The 17,722-nt window shown below is 36.2% G+C and carries 16 protein-coding genes and 1 pseudogene; 11 read left to right on the top strand and 6 right to left on the bottom strand.

What is annotated here, in order from left to right:
* Positions 1-23 precede the first annotated feature (23 nt).
* Both NSQ40_RS17980 and NSQ40_RS17975 read right to left on the bottom strand, forming a co-directional pair.
* Positions 24-455: a DUF2621 domain-containing protein gene (locus tag NSQ40_RS17980; RefSeq protein ID WP_003207978.1), complete on the bottom strand. Its 432-nt coding sequence runs from the start codon at positions 453-455 to the stop codon at positions 24-26.
* Between the two features lie 103 nt (positions 456-558).
* Entirely contained in the window at positions 559-855 is a 297-nt protein-coding gene (locus NSQ40_RS17975) for a hypothetical protein (protein ID WP_003199164.1), read from the bottom strand.
* Positions 856-1,115: 260 nt separating this feature from the next.
* On the opposite strand from NSQ40_RS17975, the gene NSQ40_RS17970 reads away from it, so the two are divergent.
* Positions 1,116-1,694 carry an AAA family ATPase gene (locus NSQ40_RS17970; RefSeq protein ID WP_033798264.1) on the top strand — a complete coding sequence of 193 codons (579 nt, stop codon included), beginning with the start codon at positions 1,116-1,118 and terminating at the stop codon, positions 1,692-1,694.
* Between the two features lie 186 nt (positions 1,695-1,880).
* Here the strand turns inward: NSQ40_RS17970 and NSQ40_RS17965 are convergent, their stop codons facing one another.
* Together NSQ40_RS17965 and NSQ40_RS17960 are read right to left on the bottom strand one after the other, a co-directional pair.
* The gene (locus NSQ40_RS17965; protein ID WP_003199158.1) at positions 1,881-2,441 is read right to left on the bottom strand and encodes a class I SAM-dependent methyltransferase; all 561 of its coding nucleotides are present in this window, start codon (positions 2,439-2,441) and stop codon (positions 1,881-1,883) included.
* Between the two features lie 126 nt (positions 2,442-2,567).
* Complete coding sequence (locus NSQ40_RS17960) at positions 2,568-3,518, bottom strand: class I SAM-dependent methyltransferase (RefSeq protein ID WP_258248262.1); 951 nt, start codon at positions 3,516-3,518, stop codon at positions 2,568-2,570.
* Positions 3,519-3,716: 198 nt separating this feature from the next.
* On the opposite strand from NSQ40_RS17960, the gene hutP reads away from it, so the two are divergent.
* The 9 genes and pseudogenes from hutP to NSQ40_RS17915 form a co-directional block, all read left to right on the top strand.
* Positions 3,717-4,157 carry a hut operon transcriptional regulator HutP gene (hutP, locus tag NSQ40_RS17955; RefSeq protein ID WP_003199156.1) on the top strand — a complete coding sequence of 147 codons (441 nt, stop codon included), beginning with the start codon at positions 3,717-3,719 and terminating at the stop codon, positions 4,155-4,157.
* Between the two features lie 102 nt (positions 4,158-4,259).
* A complete protein-coding gene (hutH, locus tag NSQ40_RS17950) occupies positions 4,260-5,777 on the top strand; it encodes a histidine ammonia-lyase (protein WP_003207972.1) in 1,518 nt (505 codons plus the stop codon).
* 23 nt (positions 5,778-5,800) lie between these two features.
* The gene (gene hutU, locus NSQ40_RS17945; RefSeq protein WP_003199154.1) at positions 5,801-7,459 is read left to right on the top strand and encodes a urocanate hydratase; all 1,659 of its coding nucleotides are present in this window, start codon (positions 5,801-5,803) and stop codon (positions 7,457-7,459) included.
* 12 nt (positions 7,460-7,471) lie between these two features.
* A complete protein-coding gene (gene hutI / locus NSQ40_RS17940; protein WP_003199152.1) occupies positions 7,472-8,743 on the top strand; it encodes an imidazolonepropionase in 1,272 nt (423 codons plus the stop codon).
* Positions 8,722-9,693: a formimidoylglutamase gene (gene hutG / locus NSQ40_RS17935; RefSeq protein WP_033796324.1), complete on the top strand. Its 972-nt coding sequence runs from the start codon at positions 8,722-8,724 to the stop codon at positions 9,691-9,693. Before hutI ends, hutG begins: the two co-directional genes overlap by 22 nt.
* 665 nt (positions 9,694-10,358) lie before the next feature.
* Positions 10,359-10,820: a CarD family transcriptional regulator gene (locus NSQ40_RS17930; RefSeq protein ID WP_170957047.1), complete on the top strand. Its 462-nt coding sequence runs from the start codon at positions 10,359-10,361 to the stop codon at positions 10,818-10,820.
* A 683-nt stretch (positions 10,821-11,503) separates the two neighbouring features.
* Positions 11,504-12,631, top strand: coding sequence for an alkene reductase (locus NSQ40_RS17925; protein WP_097787125.1), 1,128 nt, complete (start codon positions 11,504-11,506; stop codon positions 12,629-12,631).
* Positions 12,632-12,721: 90 nt separating this feature from the next.
* Entirely contained in the window at positions 12,722-14,296 is a 1,575-nt protein-coding gene (locus tag NSQ40_RS17920) for an FMN-binding glutamate synthase family protein (RefSeq protein ID WP_003199143.1), read from the top strand.
* Positions 14,297-14,318: 22 nt separating this feature from the next.
* Positions 14,319-14,486, top strand: a pseudogene (locus tag NSQ40_RS17915) (sodium:proline symporter); the annotation flags it as partial.
* A gap of 71 nt (positions 14,487-14,557) precedes the next feature.
* Here the strand turns inward: NSQ40_RS17915 and NSQ40_RS17910 are convergent.
* Positions 14,558-16,099 (bottom strand): BA3702 family sensor histidine kinase, encoded by a 1,542-nt coding sequence (locus NSQ40_RS17910; protein ID WP_003199139.1) that lies wholly within the window; start codon positions 16,097-16,099, stop codon positions 14,558-14,560.
* 277 nt (positions 16,100-16,376) lie between these two features.
* Between NSQ40_RS17910 and NSQ40_RS17905 the strand changes: the two genes are divergently transcribed.
* The gene (locus NSQ40_RS17905; RefSeq protein WP_258248264.1) at positions 16,377-16,745 is read left to right on the top strand and encodes a VOC family protein; all 369 of its coding nucleotides are present in this window, start codon (positions 16,377-16,379) and stop codon (positions 16,743-16,745) included.
* A 28-nt stretch (positions 16,746-16,773) separates the two neighbouring features.
* Here the strand turns inward: NSQ40_RS17905 and NSQ40_RS17900 are convergent, their stop codons facing one another.
* A complete protein-coding gene (locus tag NSQ40_RS17900) occupies positions 16,774-17,583 on the bottom strand; it encodes a YitT family protein (RefSeq protein WP_018765318.1) in 810 nt (269 codons plus the stop codon).
* Positions 17,584-17,722 lie beyond the last annotated feature (139 nt).

Genomic DNA, 17,722 nt, shown 5'->3' with positions numbered 1-17,722 from the left:
AACGAAGTGAAGGTAGGGGTAGGTCAATTAGCCAGCAGTGATTGATAACGGGAATAGTCAATTTGCTTTTCTTGTAATTTTTTAATTAAAAACTTATGATCTCGTTTTGGAGTTGCTACAATATATCCTTTAATAATTAAATCTTCAGTTATTTTTGCGGCTTTTTCTTTTAACGCTAGCTCTCCGATTTTACCAGCAATTTTAGATCTTGCGACATCGCGGAAAAGTTCAGGGACCGGACTTACAAGTTCTTCTAATAATTGTTTTTGCTCATCATCCCATAAATGCCGTGTGTGATCGATATAGTGTTGTTCCCAATCTAAAATAGACATGCCGTCTTCTTTCGGTAGACGTTTCAAGAATTTTCGGAACATGAAATATCCACCAATAGACATAAGGCCTAGTAAAATAACAGTCCAAGTAACAATAAACCAACTAAACCATCCTTCGAGCAAGTGTATACCCCCTTTACGATAGCAGTTTTCCTTTACTAGTATTATAATCGGTGAAATTGATAGAAAGCAAGAACGCTTGGCCATTTTGACCAAGCGTTCTGAATTAAACGAAGTATAGTTGTTCAACACGTAATAGGTCATTATCATCTTCTAAATATTCAATAATAAGTGTGCCGACTTTACGATCTTTATCTTCAGTTGTGAAAATAGAGTAAGAAGTAAAACGTTTTGTTGATAGGCCGCTAATATGTGTAGGAAGAGAAATGTAGTCGTTATCGCGGAAAAACTCCATGAGTTCAACATCTTCAAATTGTTTTCGATCTACTGCTTGATTTGTGTAGCGACGTTGTAGTTGTTTTAAAGATTCGTTCCAAGAAATTACTTTTGTATCGTATACCATTTGTTCTATCTCCTTACTATATGTAATTATTCAGAACGTATGTTCCAATCTAGTATACCCTGTTTCTAATAAAAGGGAAAGCAAAAAATAATGTAAGCTTGGATTTCCAAGCTTACATAAAAGGCGTCCATAATCATCTCTGTTTTTTATTATAAGCTAGATAGAAATAGGAAACAAGGTAGGGAGTATTTTGTTGATAGTTTATAAAATTCCGTTTATTGTAAAAAAGAGGTTTATTTTAGTGGGAAAGGGTAAAAGAAATGACGTATATAATTTCACTTCAAGGACCAATGGCAAGCGGAAAAACAACGTTAGCAAGAAGATTAGAAAAGCATGGATTCCCAATATTGTATGAAAACCCTTATGGAATTGTAGAAAAAAGAAAAAATTTAAATTTGGATATTTACACAAAAGAGGGATTTATTACAAATCAAAGAATGTTTATTGAAGCGAAAATAAAAGAAATTCAGAATGCGCGAGGGCGTATTGTGATATTTGATCGTGGTTCAGAAGATATTGAATTTTATACAATATATTTTCCGAAATTGATAGGGATGGATTGGGATATCGAAAACGAACTAAAAGATGAATTGTATAAATTAAGAAGATGCCATTCAGATGCGATTTTTTATTTGGATGTTTCTAAAAAGATATTGCAAGAGAGAAAGAAGAATGATAATACGAGAAGACGCAGTACGTTTGAAAAACAGCTAGAATTAGCAGAAATAGAAAAACAATGGTATAAACAATTTCCGGTTACATATGTGAATACTGATGAAGCGACAGTAGAGGAAACAGAGAGATATTTTATGAAATGGGTGAAGGAGAAAAGCATATGAAGAAATTGCTCTTAAACAAGGGCTTTAATATAGAGTGAAAGGTCATATTAATTCAACGCTTCTAATGGTATTCTAGTAAATTCATGTGAGGAGATGGAGGCCATTATGATACTAAAAAAGTCAATCTCCTATTGGAGATCGACTTTAAAGCTTTTCTTCAAGAAAAGCACCTGTTTAGCTTAATAACTAAGACTTTATTGCATCTATAATTAACGATGGAAAAACAAGTTTATCCCCTTGATTTCGTGGATCATATTTTTTTGAACGAAAAATAACCCCATCGGCTCCATCCCACTCATTGTAATGAAAATTCCCCTCTTCATCACAATATTCAAGTAATTTCACTTCGAATCCAACAGTTTCAAACATTTTCCTTAAAGTTTCATAATTATGAACTATTTTATGACTAGCTGCGGGATGGTCTTTAGGTCCAGGTCCCCCAACTTGTACACCCTCTTGGTATTCTTCATCTGGGAAAAATGCATCAGGAACGGCGCATCGAATATAACCACCATGCTTTAAAAATTCATAACATACTTTCGCCGCTTCTATGCCTTCTTCATATGATAAATGTTCCCATACATGCTCCGCTAAAATTATCGCTAAAGAATTAGGATCAAACCTTTTTATCCAATCTTCCCTTTTTAATAAATTCAATTCTTCCTCATTCGTATGTAACCAGCCAGGATTATTATTATATTCCCCTGCACCAATTACCAGCTTAATTTTCTTTTGTTTTATAGCCAACAGTTTCACCTCTTGTATTTTTGTCTATTGTTATATTTATAATATGTAATTTTCTTCTTAGGGTATCGCCATATCAACATCAACCTAAGATAAATTTGAAGAATTTGTTACAAAGTAGATTCAAGCTTATTTTGTACACCGATAAATAGCAAGTGTTTTTGGATCACGCCATACTCCGCCATGAAGAGATAATTCATTTTCTATTTCAATGGTCAGCCATTCTTTCATTTCTGAATGAAGATGAATGTCATCAGGTATGTTTAAAGATGGAAACATACTAGAGATATAGTTAACGATAGGTGTAGCATGATGAAATAGAAGTGCATTATGAATAACTGTTTCCTCCACAGTTTGAAAAACAGATTGTAATAATTGTTTTCCGTTTTCTAAACAAAATGGAGAAGCTGATGGTGATTTTTCGGGTAAATCGAATGCGACTAACATTTTGTTACACATCTCATCCATACGGGGTAATGAGATTTTGGAATTTGTCGTGGCTAGGAATCTGCCTTTAGGAAAAATTACTTTATGGAATCTTTGAATTGTTTTTTCAACATCCGTCATGTGATACAGCATATGTCTTGCGATGATCCAATCATAAGAATCAGCTGGGAAAGGAAGTTTGGTAGCGTCTCCAAGTTTCCATTCAATATTTACATGTTGCTGTGCTGCATTCATAGCAGCTTCTCGCAGCAGAGTTGTAGATTGATCCAGACCAGTGAGATGTCCCTTATGACCGTTTTTTTGTAGCAGTGCAAGGAATTTCCCGTTAGCGCATCCAACCTCTAATATCTTTTCTGTTCCTTGTAATTGTAAATGCTCAATTACAACTGCATCTAAGTCTACTCGTTTTTCTTCATATTTTTTATGGGTATCAATCCGTGTTTGAAGATGATTACTTACAGCGTATTGTCTTTTTACGTCATTCATTTTTTCTGATTCCACCTTTATGCAAAATTGCTGAATAGCATGTGTTAAAACATCTGTTTTATTTAGGCCTTCATAATGAAGTGTTGCTTCAAATCTTTCTAGTAATCTTTCGTCAATTCGAAAGTGAATATCTTTTCTCTTAACCAATTTTGGGTCCCCCTTACAGCTGTTAGTGAGACTATAGCACGCTTTGGGATTTTCTGTAAATAAAGTGTGTGCACAATGGTAATAGAGTATTGAAAAAAATTATTCAAATAATCGTTTAAACTATTGACGATTAAACCGTTTTCATATATTCTTAAATTAAGTAATATTCAAACAATTCACAAGAAATGAGAGAGTCACATGCTTCTTCAAGGAACACATCGAATTGGTCGTATGGCCATGTTGTTGGCGCTTGCGGACGAGAATGAAAGCCCTGTATTATCCATTCCAAAAGGTTGGAAATATTGTACTGGGAAAGTTGGTTCTATGAATTCGCAAAAGGTTGTCGCAGCAATGGAAACAGCGGCTAAAAGCAACCAAGTTATTGAAACAGACGTTTACAGAGAAACGCATGCACTTTATCATGCAATCATGGAAGCATTGTACGGAGTGACGAGAGGTCAAATTCAGTTAGCAGACGTTCTTCGTACGGTAGGTCTTCGGTTTGCAATTGTGCGCGGTACACCATACGACGGGAAAAAAGAAGGCGAATGGCTTGCTGTTGCACTTTATGGAACGATAGGTGCGCCTGTAAAAGGATCTGAGCATGAGGCGATTGGTTTAGGAATTAATCACATATGATTTGCCCATAGTCTATTAGTTAGAAGGGGGCCTTGCTTTTTGGGACAGAAGTCTGTCTTAAAAAGGTAAGGTCCCCTTTTGCTCTTTTAAGGAGGAAAAAGGATGATTACGTTAACAGGACATTCATTGACAGTAGAAGAAATGAAACGTTTGTTGTTTGAAGGGGAAGGGGTAACAGCTTGCCCAAACAGCATGAAAAAAGTGGCTGAGTGCCGTGAAGTTGTAGAAAAAATCGTAGAGGATGGAAAAGTTGTTTACGGTATTACAACTGGGTTTGGAAAGTTTAGTGATGTACTCATTCAGAAAGATGATGTAAAGGCACTTCAACATAACTTAATTCAATCACATGCATGCGGAATTGGCGATCCATTCCCTGAAGAAGTATCGCGAGGAATGTTGATTTTACGCGCTAATACGATGTTAAAAGGTGTATCTGGTGTTCGTCCACTTGTTGTAAATAGGCTGTTAGAGTTTGTAAATCGTAAAATTCATCCAGTTGTCCCGCAGCAAGGTTCATTAGGCGCGAGCGGTGATTTAGCTCCATTATCCCATCTTGCTCTTGTTCTATTGGGAGAAGGTGAAGTGTTCTATAAGGGGAAACGCGTTCATGCGATGGTAGCTCTGACAGAAGAAGGACTAGAGCCAATCGAATTAGAAGCGAAAGAAGGGCTTGCGTTAATCAATGGTACGCAAGCGATGACAGCGCAAGGAATCCTTTCTTATATCGAAGCTGAAGCGATTGCTTATCAATCAGAATTAATTGCTTCAATGACAATTGAAGGATTGCGCGGCATTATCGATGCATTTGATGAAAATGTGCATAAAGCACGTGGATATAAAGAACAAGTGGAAGTTGCAAAGCGTATTCGCGATGTACTTCAAGATAGTAAACTTGTAACAAGGCAAGGGGAGCTTCGTGTACAAGATGCATACTCACTTCGCTGTATCCCGCAGGTACACGGTGCTTCTTGGCAAGTTTTAAATTATGTTAAAGAAAAATTAGAAATTGAAATGAACGCAGCAACAGATAATCCACTTATTTTTGATGGAGGAGAAAAAGTAATTTCTGGTGGGAACTTCCACGGACAACCAATTGCGTTTGCAATGGACTTTTTGAAGGTCGGGATGGCAGAACTTGCGAATATTTCTGAACGCCGTATTGAACGTCTTGTGAACCCGCAATTAAATGATTTACCACCATTTTTAAGTCCGGAGCCAGGACTCCAGTCTGGTGCAATGATTATGCAATATGCGGCAGCTTCACTTGTTTCAGAAAATAAAACGCTAGCTCATCCAGCAAGTGTTGATTCGATTCCATCATCAGCTAACCAAGAAGATCATGTAAGTATGGGAACAATTGCTTCACGTCATGCACATCAAATCATTCAAAATGTAAGACGCGTTCTTGCAATTGAAATGATTTGTGCAATGCAAGCGGCGGAATATCGTGGTATTGAAGAGATGAGTACAGTAACGAAAGCGTTTTATCACCAAGGACGTCAGCAAGTACCGTCAATTACAAATGACCGTATTTTCTCAACAGATATTGAAAATATTGCACATTGGTTAAAAACAAGTCGCTTTACGAAGGAACGAATGGATGTAAATGCAGCATTATAAAAAGGGAAAAGGGAGAGATTAAAATGGAAAACGTAAAACAAACAATTCGCGCGCCAAGAGGAACAGAATTACAAACTAAGGGCTGGATTCAAGAAGCAGCCCTCCGTATGTTAATGAATAATTTAGATCCTGAAGTAGCTGAAAAGCCAGAAGAATTAGTTGTATATGGCGGCATTGGTCGTGCAGCTCGTAACTGGGATAGCTATCATGCAATTGTTGATTCGTTAAAAACATTAGAGAGTGATGAAACATTACTTGTTCAATCTGGTAAACCAGTTGCAATTTTTAAATCACATGAAGATGCACCACGCGTTCTTCTAGCAAATTCAAACTTAGTACCAAAGTGGGCAAATTGGGATCACTTCCGTGAACTTGAGAAAAAGGGTCTTATGATGTATGGACAAATGACAGCTGGTAGCTGGATTTATATTGGCACACAAGGAATTTTACAAGGAACATATGAAACGTTTGGAGAGGCAGCACGCCAACATTTTGGTGGCTCATTAAAAGGTACATTAACACTTACAGCTGGTTTAGGTGGTATGGGTGGTGCACAACCTCTTGCTGTTACGATGAACGGTGGGGTAGTCATTGCTATTGATGTAGATAAGCGCAGCATCGATCGCCGTATTGAAAAAAGGTATTGTGATATGTACACAGAATCTTTAGAAGAGGCACTAGCTGTTGCGAAAGAATATAAAGAGAAGAAAGAACCAATTTCAATTGGACTATTAGGAAATGCCGCAGAAATTTTACCAGAGCTTGTGAAACGTGATATTACACCAGACTTAGTGACAGATCAAACGTCTGCACATGATCCATTAAATGGTTATGTTCCAGTAAGCTATTCATTAGAAGAAGCGGCAAAACTTCGTGAAGAAGACCCAGAACGCTACGTACAATTATCAAAAGAAAGCATGAAAAAACATGTAGAAGCAATGCTTGCAATGCAACAAAAAGGTGCAATTACATTTGATTATGGTAATAACATTCGCCAAGTTGCTTTCGATGAAGGGTTAAAAAATGCATTTGATTTCCCAGGATTCGTTCCAGCGTTTATTCGTCCATTATTCTGTGAAGGAAAAGGACCATTCCGCTGGGTAGCACTTTCTGGCGATCCAGAAGATATTTATAAAACAGATGAAGTAATTTTACGTGAATTTGCTGATAATGAGCATTTATGTAACTGGATTCGTATGGCACGTCAGCAAGTTGAGTTCCAAGGTCTTCCATCACGTATTTGTTGGCTTGGTTACGGAGAGCGTGCAAAATTCGGGCGTATTATCAATGAAATGGTTGCAAACGGTGAATTATCAGCACCAATCGTTATCGGCCGTGACCATTTAGATTGTGGATCTGTAGCTTCACCGAACCGTGAAACAGAAGCAATGAAAGATGGCAGTGATGCAGTAGCGGATTGGCCAATTTTAAATGCATTAATCAATAGTGTTAATGGTGCAAGCTGGGTATCTGTTCACCACGGTGGTGGCGTTGGTATGGGGTATTCACTTCACGCTGGAATGGTTATTGTTGCAGACGGAACAGAAGCAGCGGGAAAACGCATTGAACGCGTATTAACTTCTGATCCTGGAATGGGAGTTGTTCGCCACGTTGACGCAGGGTATGACTTAGCTGTTGAAACAGCAAAGGAAAAAGGCGTTAACATTCCAATGATGAAATAAGGAGGAAGAAACATGCTGGACATTTTACTAACGAATATCGGTCAATTGCTAACAATGGATCAAGAAGATGGCTTGTTAAGACAGGAAGCGATGAACACGCTTCCTGTTATCGAAAAAGGTGCAGTGGGTATTGAAAATGGTATTGTTACTTTCATTGGCACAGCGGAAGAAGCAAAAGGGTTGCAAGCAAAAGAAACCATCGATTGCGAAGGGAAAATGGTTTCTCCAGGGCTTGTTGATCCGCATACGCACCTTGTATTTGGTGGATCTCGTGAAAATGAAATTGCTCTTAAATTACAGGGAGTGCCGTATTTAGAAATTTTAGAGCAAGGCGGCGGTATTCTTTCAACTGTGAATGCAACAAAACAAGCGTCGAAAGAAGAGCTCGTACAAAAGGCGAAGTTTCATTTAGATCGCATGTTGTCATTTGGTGTTACGACAGTGGAAGCAAAGAGTGGCTATGGATTGGACGATGAAACAGAGTGGAAACAATTAGAAGCGACGGCACAATTGCAAAAAGAGCATCCAATTGATTTAGTTTCAACATTCTTAGGAGCACATGCAGTTCCAAAAGAGTATAAAGGAAAATCAAAAGAGTTTTTACAATGGATGTTAGAGTTATTACCAGAGATGAAAGAAAAACAATTAGCTGAGTTTGTTGATATTTTCTGTGAAACAGGGGTATTCTCTGTAGAAGAATCGAAAGACTTTTTATTAAAAGCAAAAGAACTTGGATTTGATGTGAAGATTCATGCAGATGAAATTGATCCACTTGGCGGTGCAGAAGCTGCAGCAGAAATTGGTGCGGCATCAGCGGACCATTTAGTTGGAGCATCAGATAAAGGGATTGAAATGCTAGCGAATTCCAATACAGTTGCAACGTTACTCCCAGGAACGACTTTCTACTTAAATAAAGAAAGCTTTGCACGTGGGCGTAAAATGATTGATGAAGGTGTAGCGGTTGCGTTAGCGACAGATTTTAATCCAGGTAGTTGCCCAACTGAAAATATTCAACTTATTATGAGCATTGCGATGTTGAAATTGAAAATGACACCAGAAGAAGTCTGGAATGCTGTAACAGTTAACTCAGCGTATGCGATCAATCGCGGCGATGTTGCTGGGAAAATTCGTGTTGGACGTAAGGCTGACCTAGTTTTATGGGATGCATATAATTATGCGTATGTACCATATCATTATGGTGTGAGTCATGTAAATACAGTATGGAAGAATGGTAATCTTGCATATACAAGAGGTGACAAAACGTGGAGCAAGGCCACTATTTAAAGAAAAATGCAAAGTTTATTGATCGTGAAGTAACGAAATGGAGTGATATGATTAAAGGCTGGGAAGAGGGAGAAGAAATCTTTGGTGCAGCATTAATTGGCGCACCGCTTTCTAAGCCGTCTATTAGTCATTCTGGTGCATGTTTTGCACCGAAAACCATTCGCGCAATGCTAGATGCATATAGCACATATGCGATTACAGAAGAGCATGATATGAAAGAAAGTGTCTTGTATGATTGTGGTGATATTACCATGCATGTTACAGACATAAAAGAAAGTCATGCTCGTATTGCTAAAACGCTCGGCAGTTTGACGAAATTGAATCCACAAATGGTACCAATTATTCTTGGAGGAGATCATTCCATTAGTTTTCCTAGTATAAGTGGTTTTGCAAGTAGTAAAGGGAAAGTTGGCATTATTCAATTCGATGCGCATCATGATTTGCGTAATTTAGAAGACGGAGGACCGTCTAATGGAACACCATTTCGTAGCTTACTAGAGAATGATGTGATTGCAGGAAAACAGCTTGTTCAAATTGGTATTCGTAATTTTTCCAATGCTCGTACGTATCATGAGTATGCAAAAGAACATGGTGTCACAGTATATACAATGAAACATGTTCGCGAGGTAGCGATTAAAGATATCATTACAGAAAGCATTGAGATTTTACGTAGACAAGGAGTTACAGCTATTTATGTTTCTGTCGATATGGACGTATTAGATCAAGCATTTGCCCCAGGTTGTCCAGCAATTGGCCCAGGTGGTATGGATAGTACGACTTTACTCGATGCGATTACGACACTTGGTCAAGAACCACTTGTTCAGGGTATGGACATTGTAGAAATTGACCCAACACTTGATTTTCGGGATATGACGAGTCGTGTAGCTGCACAAGTTATTATGAGTTTCCTATTAGCAAGGGAAACGGTTAGTAAGCAGGTTAGTATATAGGAAAAAAAGTCTTTCCTAATCTGTAATATTAAAGATAAGTGATAGCATATGAAGGTTTTTAAAGCTAATATCTTGTCTATCCTGTTGCACATTATATTAAAATGGTACATCACTCTTATATGTAGTGGTGTACTTTTTGTTTTATAAGATTTCTAAATGACCTCATTTCCTATAATAGTAACACAAACTAGTTAAGTATTTATAAGAACTCTTGCAAGGGTGGGAATAAAAGCATGTCAAAAAATAGGAGTACCACACAAGAAAAGATACAAGAGTAAACTGGTTTTGTATAAGGAAAAACGAATCTACGTTTTAACCGAGATTTCAGAATGCAAGTAGACAAAGAACAATAATCACCATATACATCCCCTGATTAATATAATGCATTATTTAGGTGGTGAATTAGAGTTTTGAACCCGAAATGCATAGAGGTTTCTGATGAAGGAATTGTAGAATAAAAAGGATAGTGTTTTTCGCAAATTGAACTTTGTTTTGCTAGTAATGGGAAGTTGTTTTTATTGAATTATTATTATTATTTCTCAATCTTATTTTTCAAGAGGAAATAAGTTGACGCGAAAAATAATTTTGTGATATTATAAAAATTTTGCTAAAAAAATAAATGTATGTTAAGCTTGAGAAGGTTACCATATATGGAGGTGGATTATTTGTTTCAAATTGGCGATAACATTGTTTATCCAATGCAAGGAGCAGGTATAATTAAAGCCATAGAAGAAAAGGAAATCTCAGGAGAAAAACAACAGTATTATGTCATAAAAATGTCGGCCAGTAATATGGAAGTAATGATTCCTACGGGAAAAATATTGAGTTCAAATATACGACCAGTTACGGATATAACGGCATTAACACACATCATAGATATTTTTCAGCATGGAGAATCAGATAGATTACTTACGTGGAAACAAAGGTATAAAGTGAACACAGATAAAATAAAAACGGGTAAAATACAAGAAGGTGCTGAAGTTGTACGTGATTTAATGCGTATGCAGAAAGAAAAAGCACTTAATGCAAGCGAAAAGAAAATGTTAGATAACGCACATGAATTTTTGATTAGTGAACTGGGATTGATTAAAGGTATCACAGAAAATCAAATGAAAAGCTTTTGTTAAGGTTCATTATAGATAATGTATTACATCCCAAAAAAAGATTTTGAATTTTTTGGGAATATAATTATAAAGAATCAATCATTTCAAAGACATTCAACTCTTTCAAACCACTTTTAGAGCATTAACCTCTTTTGTTATTTCTACAATCTAATCCATTTTTATTTTTTAATTTCTTTTACGAATGTTCGAAATTTTATTAAATAACTCGATAAAATAGTTGCTTGATTTTTGTAATCCTGATTCACACTGGCACGGACAAGGAGCCGTAAGGATGAAAGAGAGGTAGGGCTTTCATTGTTTTAGGTATATATAAGTTATTATTTCTAGAAGAATAATTAATCAATCTCACTTCTATCGTTAAGAATTTTTCACATCTGAGGAGATAGTAATTATTTAATCTTCTTTGCGTAAAAAAGATAAATAAATTGCTAGCGTCATATGGTCAACTATAAAAATGGTTTCCTAATTAGGAAACCATTTTTAATTTTATCTACATAACAATAATCAATTGAGAAGTAAAAAAGGAGTACAGCTATGGAGAAATGGGTATTATCGATGTTTAATATACGGATATTCTACAATAAGGGCGTGTAAATTGACGTTGTTATATAGGAGGAATTATGATGCGTGTATAGTTAGTTTTTTAATGATTTATTGAAATAATATTGAATTAAGGGGGAAACAGGATGGCAAGTTCAAATAGTAAAACAGCAAGTATATATGAAGGCACGAATATAAACAATTGGGGATCTTTTCAAAATATTGAAGAGACAAAGCTGTTTGATCCAATTCAAATGGGTGCTTGGTCTCTTCGGAATCGCGTGGCAATGGCACCGATGACGCGTTGTTTTGCTAATGATGAAACAGGAGTAGTTGGAGCTGACGTAGTCCAGTATTACCGTAAACGTGCGGCGGATGGTGTTGGTCTAATTATTACGGAAGGAATTATAATTAGCCCAAGAGCGAAGGGGAATCCAGGTGTCCCAGGTATTTATACCGGGGAGCAAATTGATTCTTGGAAGTTAGTAACAGATGCAGTACATAAAGAAGGTGGAACAATTATTGCGCAAATATGGCATGTAGGACGTATGAGCCATCATGAACTAACAGGTGGATTCCTACCACAAGCACCTTCTGCGATTGCTGTTCAAGGAAATGTCCCACGTTTTCGGAAGCCTTTTGATAAGCCAGAAGCGATGACGATAGAAGAAATTCAAGAGACTATCGAACAGTATGCGCAAGCTGCTAGGAATGCGATAGAAGCAGGCTTCGATGGGGTAGAAATTCATGGGGCACATGGGTATTTAATTGATCAATTCGCTTATGAATTTGCGAATCATCGAAAGGATCAATATGGCGGAGACTTAAAACAAAGGTTAACGTTTATGAAAGAAGTATTACAAGCTATTATAAGCGCAGTTGGTGCAGATAAAACACTTATTCGTTTTTCTGCATTTAAAGGTGATAATCCTAGCTATATGTGGGAAGATCCTGAAGAGGCAATTCAAACTTTCGTAGAGATGTTCCATGAAGTAGGACTAACGATGATCCACCCTTCCACAATGAATTATACGCAAGTTATAGCTGACGGAAAAAACTTACATCAATTAGTTCGTAAATATTGGAATGGTATAATTGTAGGAGTGGGGAATTTAAATCCAAAAGAGGCAGAAGAAGCACTACAAGAAGGAACAATTGATGTAGCAGCATTTGGTAGACCATTGATTTCTAATCCGGATTTTGTTCATCGTGTTAAACGCGGGGAAAGTTTAGAGGAATACGATGCAAAACAGCATCTTGCTACATTGATATGAATAATAATAAAAGAAGAGCACATAAGGTGTTCTTCTTTTATTATGTAAGCAAAAAATATAAGAGAATGGCATGATAGGGGGGAAGCGAAAATGAATGAAACGCTACTCGTTATTATTAGTATATTATTATTGTTAATCTTGCTGTTCATTATCTTTTTTATGGCTACATTTTTTATTAAGAAACGAACACATCATTCTATATTGAAACTCCATCCGTATCTAGGAAGGATGCGTTTTTTACTGGAGAAGATAGGGCCTGAATTTCGGCAATATTGGTTTGATAATGATACAGATGGAAAACCTTTTTCACGTTATGATTTTCAAAGTGTAATGTTTTTAGCAAAATATCGATCTGAAGTTCTAGGTTTTGGCTCGAAACGGGATTTTGATGCATCTGGATATTATATTGCAAACACTCTATTTCCAGTTCTTACAGAAGAACTCAATGTGGACATTTCTGAAGAGCGTGCTGCAAAAAAATATGTAATTCATAAAGAAGGTGTGTTTTCTAGAAAAGAAAAATTAACTGCAGATGAAACAAATCTTTGGCTATATGAGGAAGATGATGCAATTGTAGTTGGAGAGAATCGTAAATTTCCATGGAAAATATATGGAATGTTTGGGGCATCTGCTACTTCTTATGGTGCAATTGGTGAAAATTATATTTTATCTACAGGATATGGATCAAAAATGGCAGGGGGGTCATGGATTAATACAGGTGAGGGTGGTGTAATTCCAGAGCATATACAAACAGGTGCAAATATTATTGCTCAAATCGGTCCAGGTTTATTTGGATATCGTGATGAAGAGGGGAATTTTTCAATGGATGAGTTCGTAGTTAAAGCTAAAGAGCCGAATATTAAAGCATTCGAACTGAAATTTGGGCAAGGTGCAAAAATACGCGGTGGACATTTAGAGGGACAAAAAGTGAATCGGAAAATAGCTGCTGTTCGAAAAGTAAAAGAAGGGGAAACGATAAATTCGCCAAATCGTTTTGCGTTTTTACATCATGCTAAAGACGCCTTACGTTTTATTCATGATTTGCAAGAAAAAGGTGGTAAACCAGTTGGAATGAAAATAGTTATCGGGCAACAAAAACCGCTAGAAGAGTTATTACAAACGATGAAGGAATTAAATGTTTATCCAGATTTTATTACAATTGATGGCTCGGAAGGAGGTTCTGGTGCCACTTATAAATCGATGGCAGATAGTATGGGGATACCACTTATACCAGCACTCATTACGTTTGTTGATACAGCCTGTCGTTTTGATGTTCGAGATAAGTTGAAAGTTTTTGCATCGGGAAAATTAGTAACACCTGATAAAGTAGCAATAGCCTTAGCAATTGGTGCCGATGCAGTAAACTCTGCGCGCGGATTTATGATGGCAAGTGGGTGTATTATGGCACTTCAGTGTCATTCCGGACAATGTCCTTCGGGGGTTGCGACAACGAATCCACATTATCAAAAAGCATTAGACCACAATGAAAAAAAGTGGCGCGTGATGAATTATATTGTGAGCATGAGATATAGTTTGTTTGCGTTATCAGCAGCGGCAGGGGTGAAAAGTCCACGGCATTTAACAAGAGATCACATTGTATTTAAAGATGAAACAGGTAGAGTTATTCCGTTATCGAAATTATTTCCAGTAGTAGGTGAAAAGTGAGAGAAATAGCGCGAAACATTAAATCGTTGGTGCTGTGGCAGTCATTGCTTGGGTATAAATTCCAAGTCTAAAAGAAATGATGTATGAAATGGTACCAGGATTTTCGTCAAGTTTACTAGCTATGATAATAGTCAGCTTGCTAACAAACGAATTTGAAAAAGTTGTACATCACGAATTTGATGAGATGTAAACAATACTGGAGCAAGCGACAGAATAAAATATTAGTAAATTACTATAAAAAGAGTAAATAGAAAGATCTATTTACTCTTTTTCCATTTCGTTATTATTTGGCAGCGGTGAAATGGGTAATCGAATATCTACAGTTGTTCCTTTATTTAACTCACTTGAGATTTGAAGTTTACCGTAATGTTCTTCGATTATTTTGTAGCACATCATTAAGCCTAATCCAGTTCCTTTTTCTTTCAAACTATAAAAAGGTTCTCCTAAACGAGAAATACGATCTTCTGGAATGCCACACCCTTCATCTATAATACGGATTAAAATGAAATTCTCATCTACTTGCTTTGTTTGGATGAAAATATTTCCTCCGCGAGGCATGGCTTCAATCGCATTTTTAAGTACATTAATAAAGACTTGCTTTAGTTGATTACCATCACATTGAATTTCTGGCATAGTCGAAAGATGATCCATAATAATATGTGTACTATGCATGATGGCGGTAGGTAAAATAAAGGTTACTACTTCTTCAATTAATGATTGGATTTGGTGAGAATGAATAGATAACACTTGTGGCTTAGACATTGCCATAAATTGACTTGTAATGGATTCCATTTGTGAAATTTCGCTTAGCATAACATCTATATACCATTTGTTTTGTTCGCTAATATCGGGTTGCAATAATGTTAAGAATCCCTTTAAGGCCGTTAACGGGTTGCGGATTTCATGAGCGATTCCTGCTGTTAGTTGTCCGACTACTGCTAATTTTTCAGATTTTCGTAGTAATTTTTCTGTTTTCTTTAATTCAGTAACATCCCTGCCCATAACAATAAGGCCTTTTCGTGAGCCGTCAGGATGGAAGAGTGGAACTTTTGAAAGATCCAAGATAAGGTTGGACGTACTTTTATGAATAATAAATTCTTCGCCATGAATAATTTTCTTTTGTTGCCATGCGAGTTCATCAATTTGTTCACAATGTAAAAATGCTTCGCGGTACGCTTCATTATATTGAACGAGTTCACTATCTTTTTTTCCGTGATAAGGAACATCATGAAAATCAAAGCAAGAAAGTGCGTAATCATTTGCTTCAAGCCAGCGCCCTTCATGATCTTTAAAGATGACAAAGGCAGGCATTGAGTCCATCAATGTGCGCAATCGTTTTTCGCTCTCTTTTAACATTTTTTCGATTCTTTCAGATTTCTCGAGTGGCTTCATAATTGCATATACACCTGAGAGATGCTTTTGAATAAAAATAGGGACTAATTTTGTAACTACATCTATTTGATATCCATCTTTATGGTGGATAGAAAGTATGTATTCCTCTTGATTATCAGCTGTAGTATTTTTTATAAATTGCAGTACTTGATCAGAAATATGTGCTTCTATAATAGAAGTAATTGTTTTTCTTTCTAATTCCTCTGAAGTATATCCCAATATTTTTTCCGCAGAGGGATTAATATGTAATATGATTCCTTGTAAGTTCAATGAAATAATACCATCAGGATTATGTTCAAAAAGAGATGCGTACATTTCTGTTAAAGTACAATTTTGAATATGATTTCGCAAACGGCGGGGTATAGCCGAATGACGACTTTTTTGAATAGATGAGAACTTTTTCCGACTCATAATTTTTCCTCCGTGCAACTAGCATCTAAAACAGATTCAATACCTATTATAAATATAATATATGAAAAACATTATATATTTCTATAAAAAACAAATTTACAGAATAATATGTATTTTCATTCTTTTTGATTAAGTTGTTATTAAAACACCTTCTTCATTATAGAACAAATGATATGCCTGTGGCTGTTAAGTAAATCTTATGGAGTTTTATAAAATTTATATAAGTTATTTTTAAAGCAGTATACTATAAAATGAAAATATAAAGGAGGAGAGAGATATGGCAGGTTATATTCAAGGGATTGACCATGTACAAGTAGCAGCACCTGTAGGGTGTGAAGAAGAGGCAAGAGACTTTTATGGATATAAAATAGGTTTAGAAGAAATTCCGAAACCAGAAGAATTAAGAAAACGTGGCGGTTGTTGGTTTCGTTGTGGAAATCAAGAAATTCATATAGGAGTTGAACAAACTTTTTCTCCGGCTAAAAAAGCGCATCCAGCTTTTTATGTTCAGGGGATCGATGAATTTAAGGAAAAACTAATCGAGCAAGGGATTCAAGTCATAGATGATTATGCTCGTCCAGATATAATTAGATATTATGTTTCAGATCCATTTGGGAATAGACTAGAATTTATGGAGAATAAATAAAAAACTAGGTGGAACTTCACCTAGTTTTTTAACCTCTCCTAAATAACCCTAATACTTCAACAGTCTCCGTAATATTAACGAATGCTTGTGGATCAATTTCAGAAATGGCTAGTTTCATACCAGCAAGCTCTTCACGTGAAACAACAGTCATAAGTACACGTTTTTTCTCACTTGAATACGCACCTTCACCATCAAGAAGTGTAATTCCTCGCACAACAGTTGAAAGGAGTTTCTTTTTCATTTCTTCAGCTTGATTTGTTACAATCATAAGTGTAACTTTACGATGTTTCGTATGAATAGCATCAATTACTTTACCTGTTACATAGATTGAAAGTAAACTCGTTAATGCTACATCCCAATCAAAGAAAAATCCAGCAATGACAACAACGACTGTATTTAAAATAATGAGGAGTCCACCAAGTTTAATATCTTTTTTGCGAGATAGTAGCATACCGATAATATCAAATCCACCTGTGGAACCATGACAATTAAAGACAAGGCCAATTCCTGCCCCTGCAATTACGCCGCCAAATATGGAAGAAAGAAGGGGATCTTTTGCGACGATTTGTACTGGAATCCAGTATAATGCTGCAGATAATACTACAACAGAGACAACTGTATTAAAAATTACTTTTTTTCCAAGACCTATGTACCCTAAAATAAGAATAGGTAAGTTTAATGCAAAGTTAATAATTCCTGTGTTTACAGGGGTTACAATTCCTAAGATAATAGCAATTCCACCAATTCCACTACTCAAAATCTTGTGGGGGATAAGGAAAAGATTAAAGGCAACTGCAATAATGATAGAACCAATGATAACTCCAAGAAATCTGACCATCTTTTTCCCGCCCTTCACTAAAAAATCATATTATTTCAAGATTATATATGAAATTGAAAGTATTAGGGGAAAACAGTTTATTTCGGGAAGTTAGACTGATTCGAAAAATCAAATTATTTTTACATATTTCATTAAAGGG

This window comes from Bacillus sp. FSL K6-6038 (assembly GCF_038050455.1).
In the GTDB taxonomy this organism is placed as follows: domain Bacteria; phylum Bacillota; class Bacilli; order Bacillales; family Bacillaceae_G; genus Bacillus_A; species Bacillus_A pseudomycoides.
Note: the sequence above shows the minus strand (reverse complement) of the source record. Positions and strands in the feature narration are given on the sequence as shown.

Coding starts and splice junctions, on each gene's coding strand:
- NSQ40_RS17975 (WP_003199164.1), bottom strand. CDS start 855: ATGGTATACGATACAAAAGTAATTTCTTGGAACGAATCTTTAAAACAA.
- NSQ40_RS17970 (WP_033798264.1), top strand. CDS start 1,116: ATGACGTATATAATTTCACTTCAAGGACCAATGGCAAGCGGAAAAACA.
- hutP (WP_003199156.1), top strand. CDS start 3,717: ATGCTTCTTCAAGGAACACATCGAATTGGTCGTATGGCCATGTTGTTG.
- hutH (WP_003207972.1), top strand. CDS start 4,260: ATGATTACGTTAACAGGACATTCATTGACAGTAGAAGAAATGAAACGT.
- hutU (WP_003199154.1), top strand. CDS start 5,801: ATGGAAAACGTAAAACAAACAATTCGCGCGCCAAGAGGAACAGAATTA.
- hutI (WP_003199152.1), top strand. CDS start 7,472: ATGCTGGACATTTTACTAACGAATATCGGTCAATTGCTAACAATGGAT.
- NSQ40_RS17925 (WP_097787125.1), top strand. CDS start 11,504: ATGGCAAGTTCAAATAGTAAAACAGCAAGTATATATGAAGGCACGAAT.
- NSQ40_RS17920 (WP_003199143.1), top strand. CDS start 12,722: ATGAATGAAACGCTACTCGTTATTATTAGTATATTATTATTGTTAATC.
- NSQ40_RS17910 (WP_003199139.1), bottom strand. CDS start 16,099: ATGAGTCGGAAAAAGTTCTCATCTATTCAAAAAAGTCGTCATTCGGCT.
- NSQ40_RS17905 (WP_258248264.1), top strand. CDS start 16,377: ATGGCAGGTTATATTCAAGGGATTGACCATGTACAAGTAGCAGCACCT.
- NSQ40_RS17900 (WP_018765318.1), bottom strand. CDS start 17,583: ATGGTCAGATTTCTTGGAGTTATCATTGGTTCTATCATTATTGCAGTT.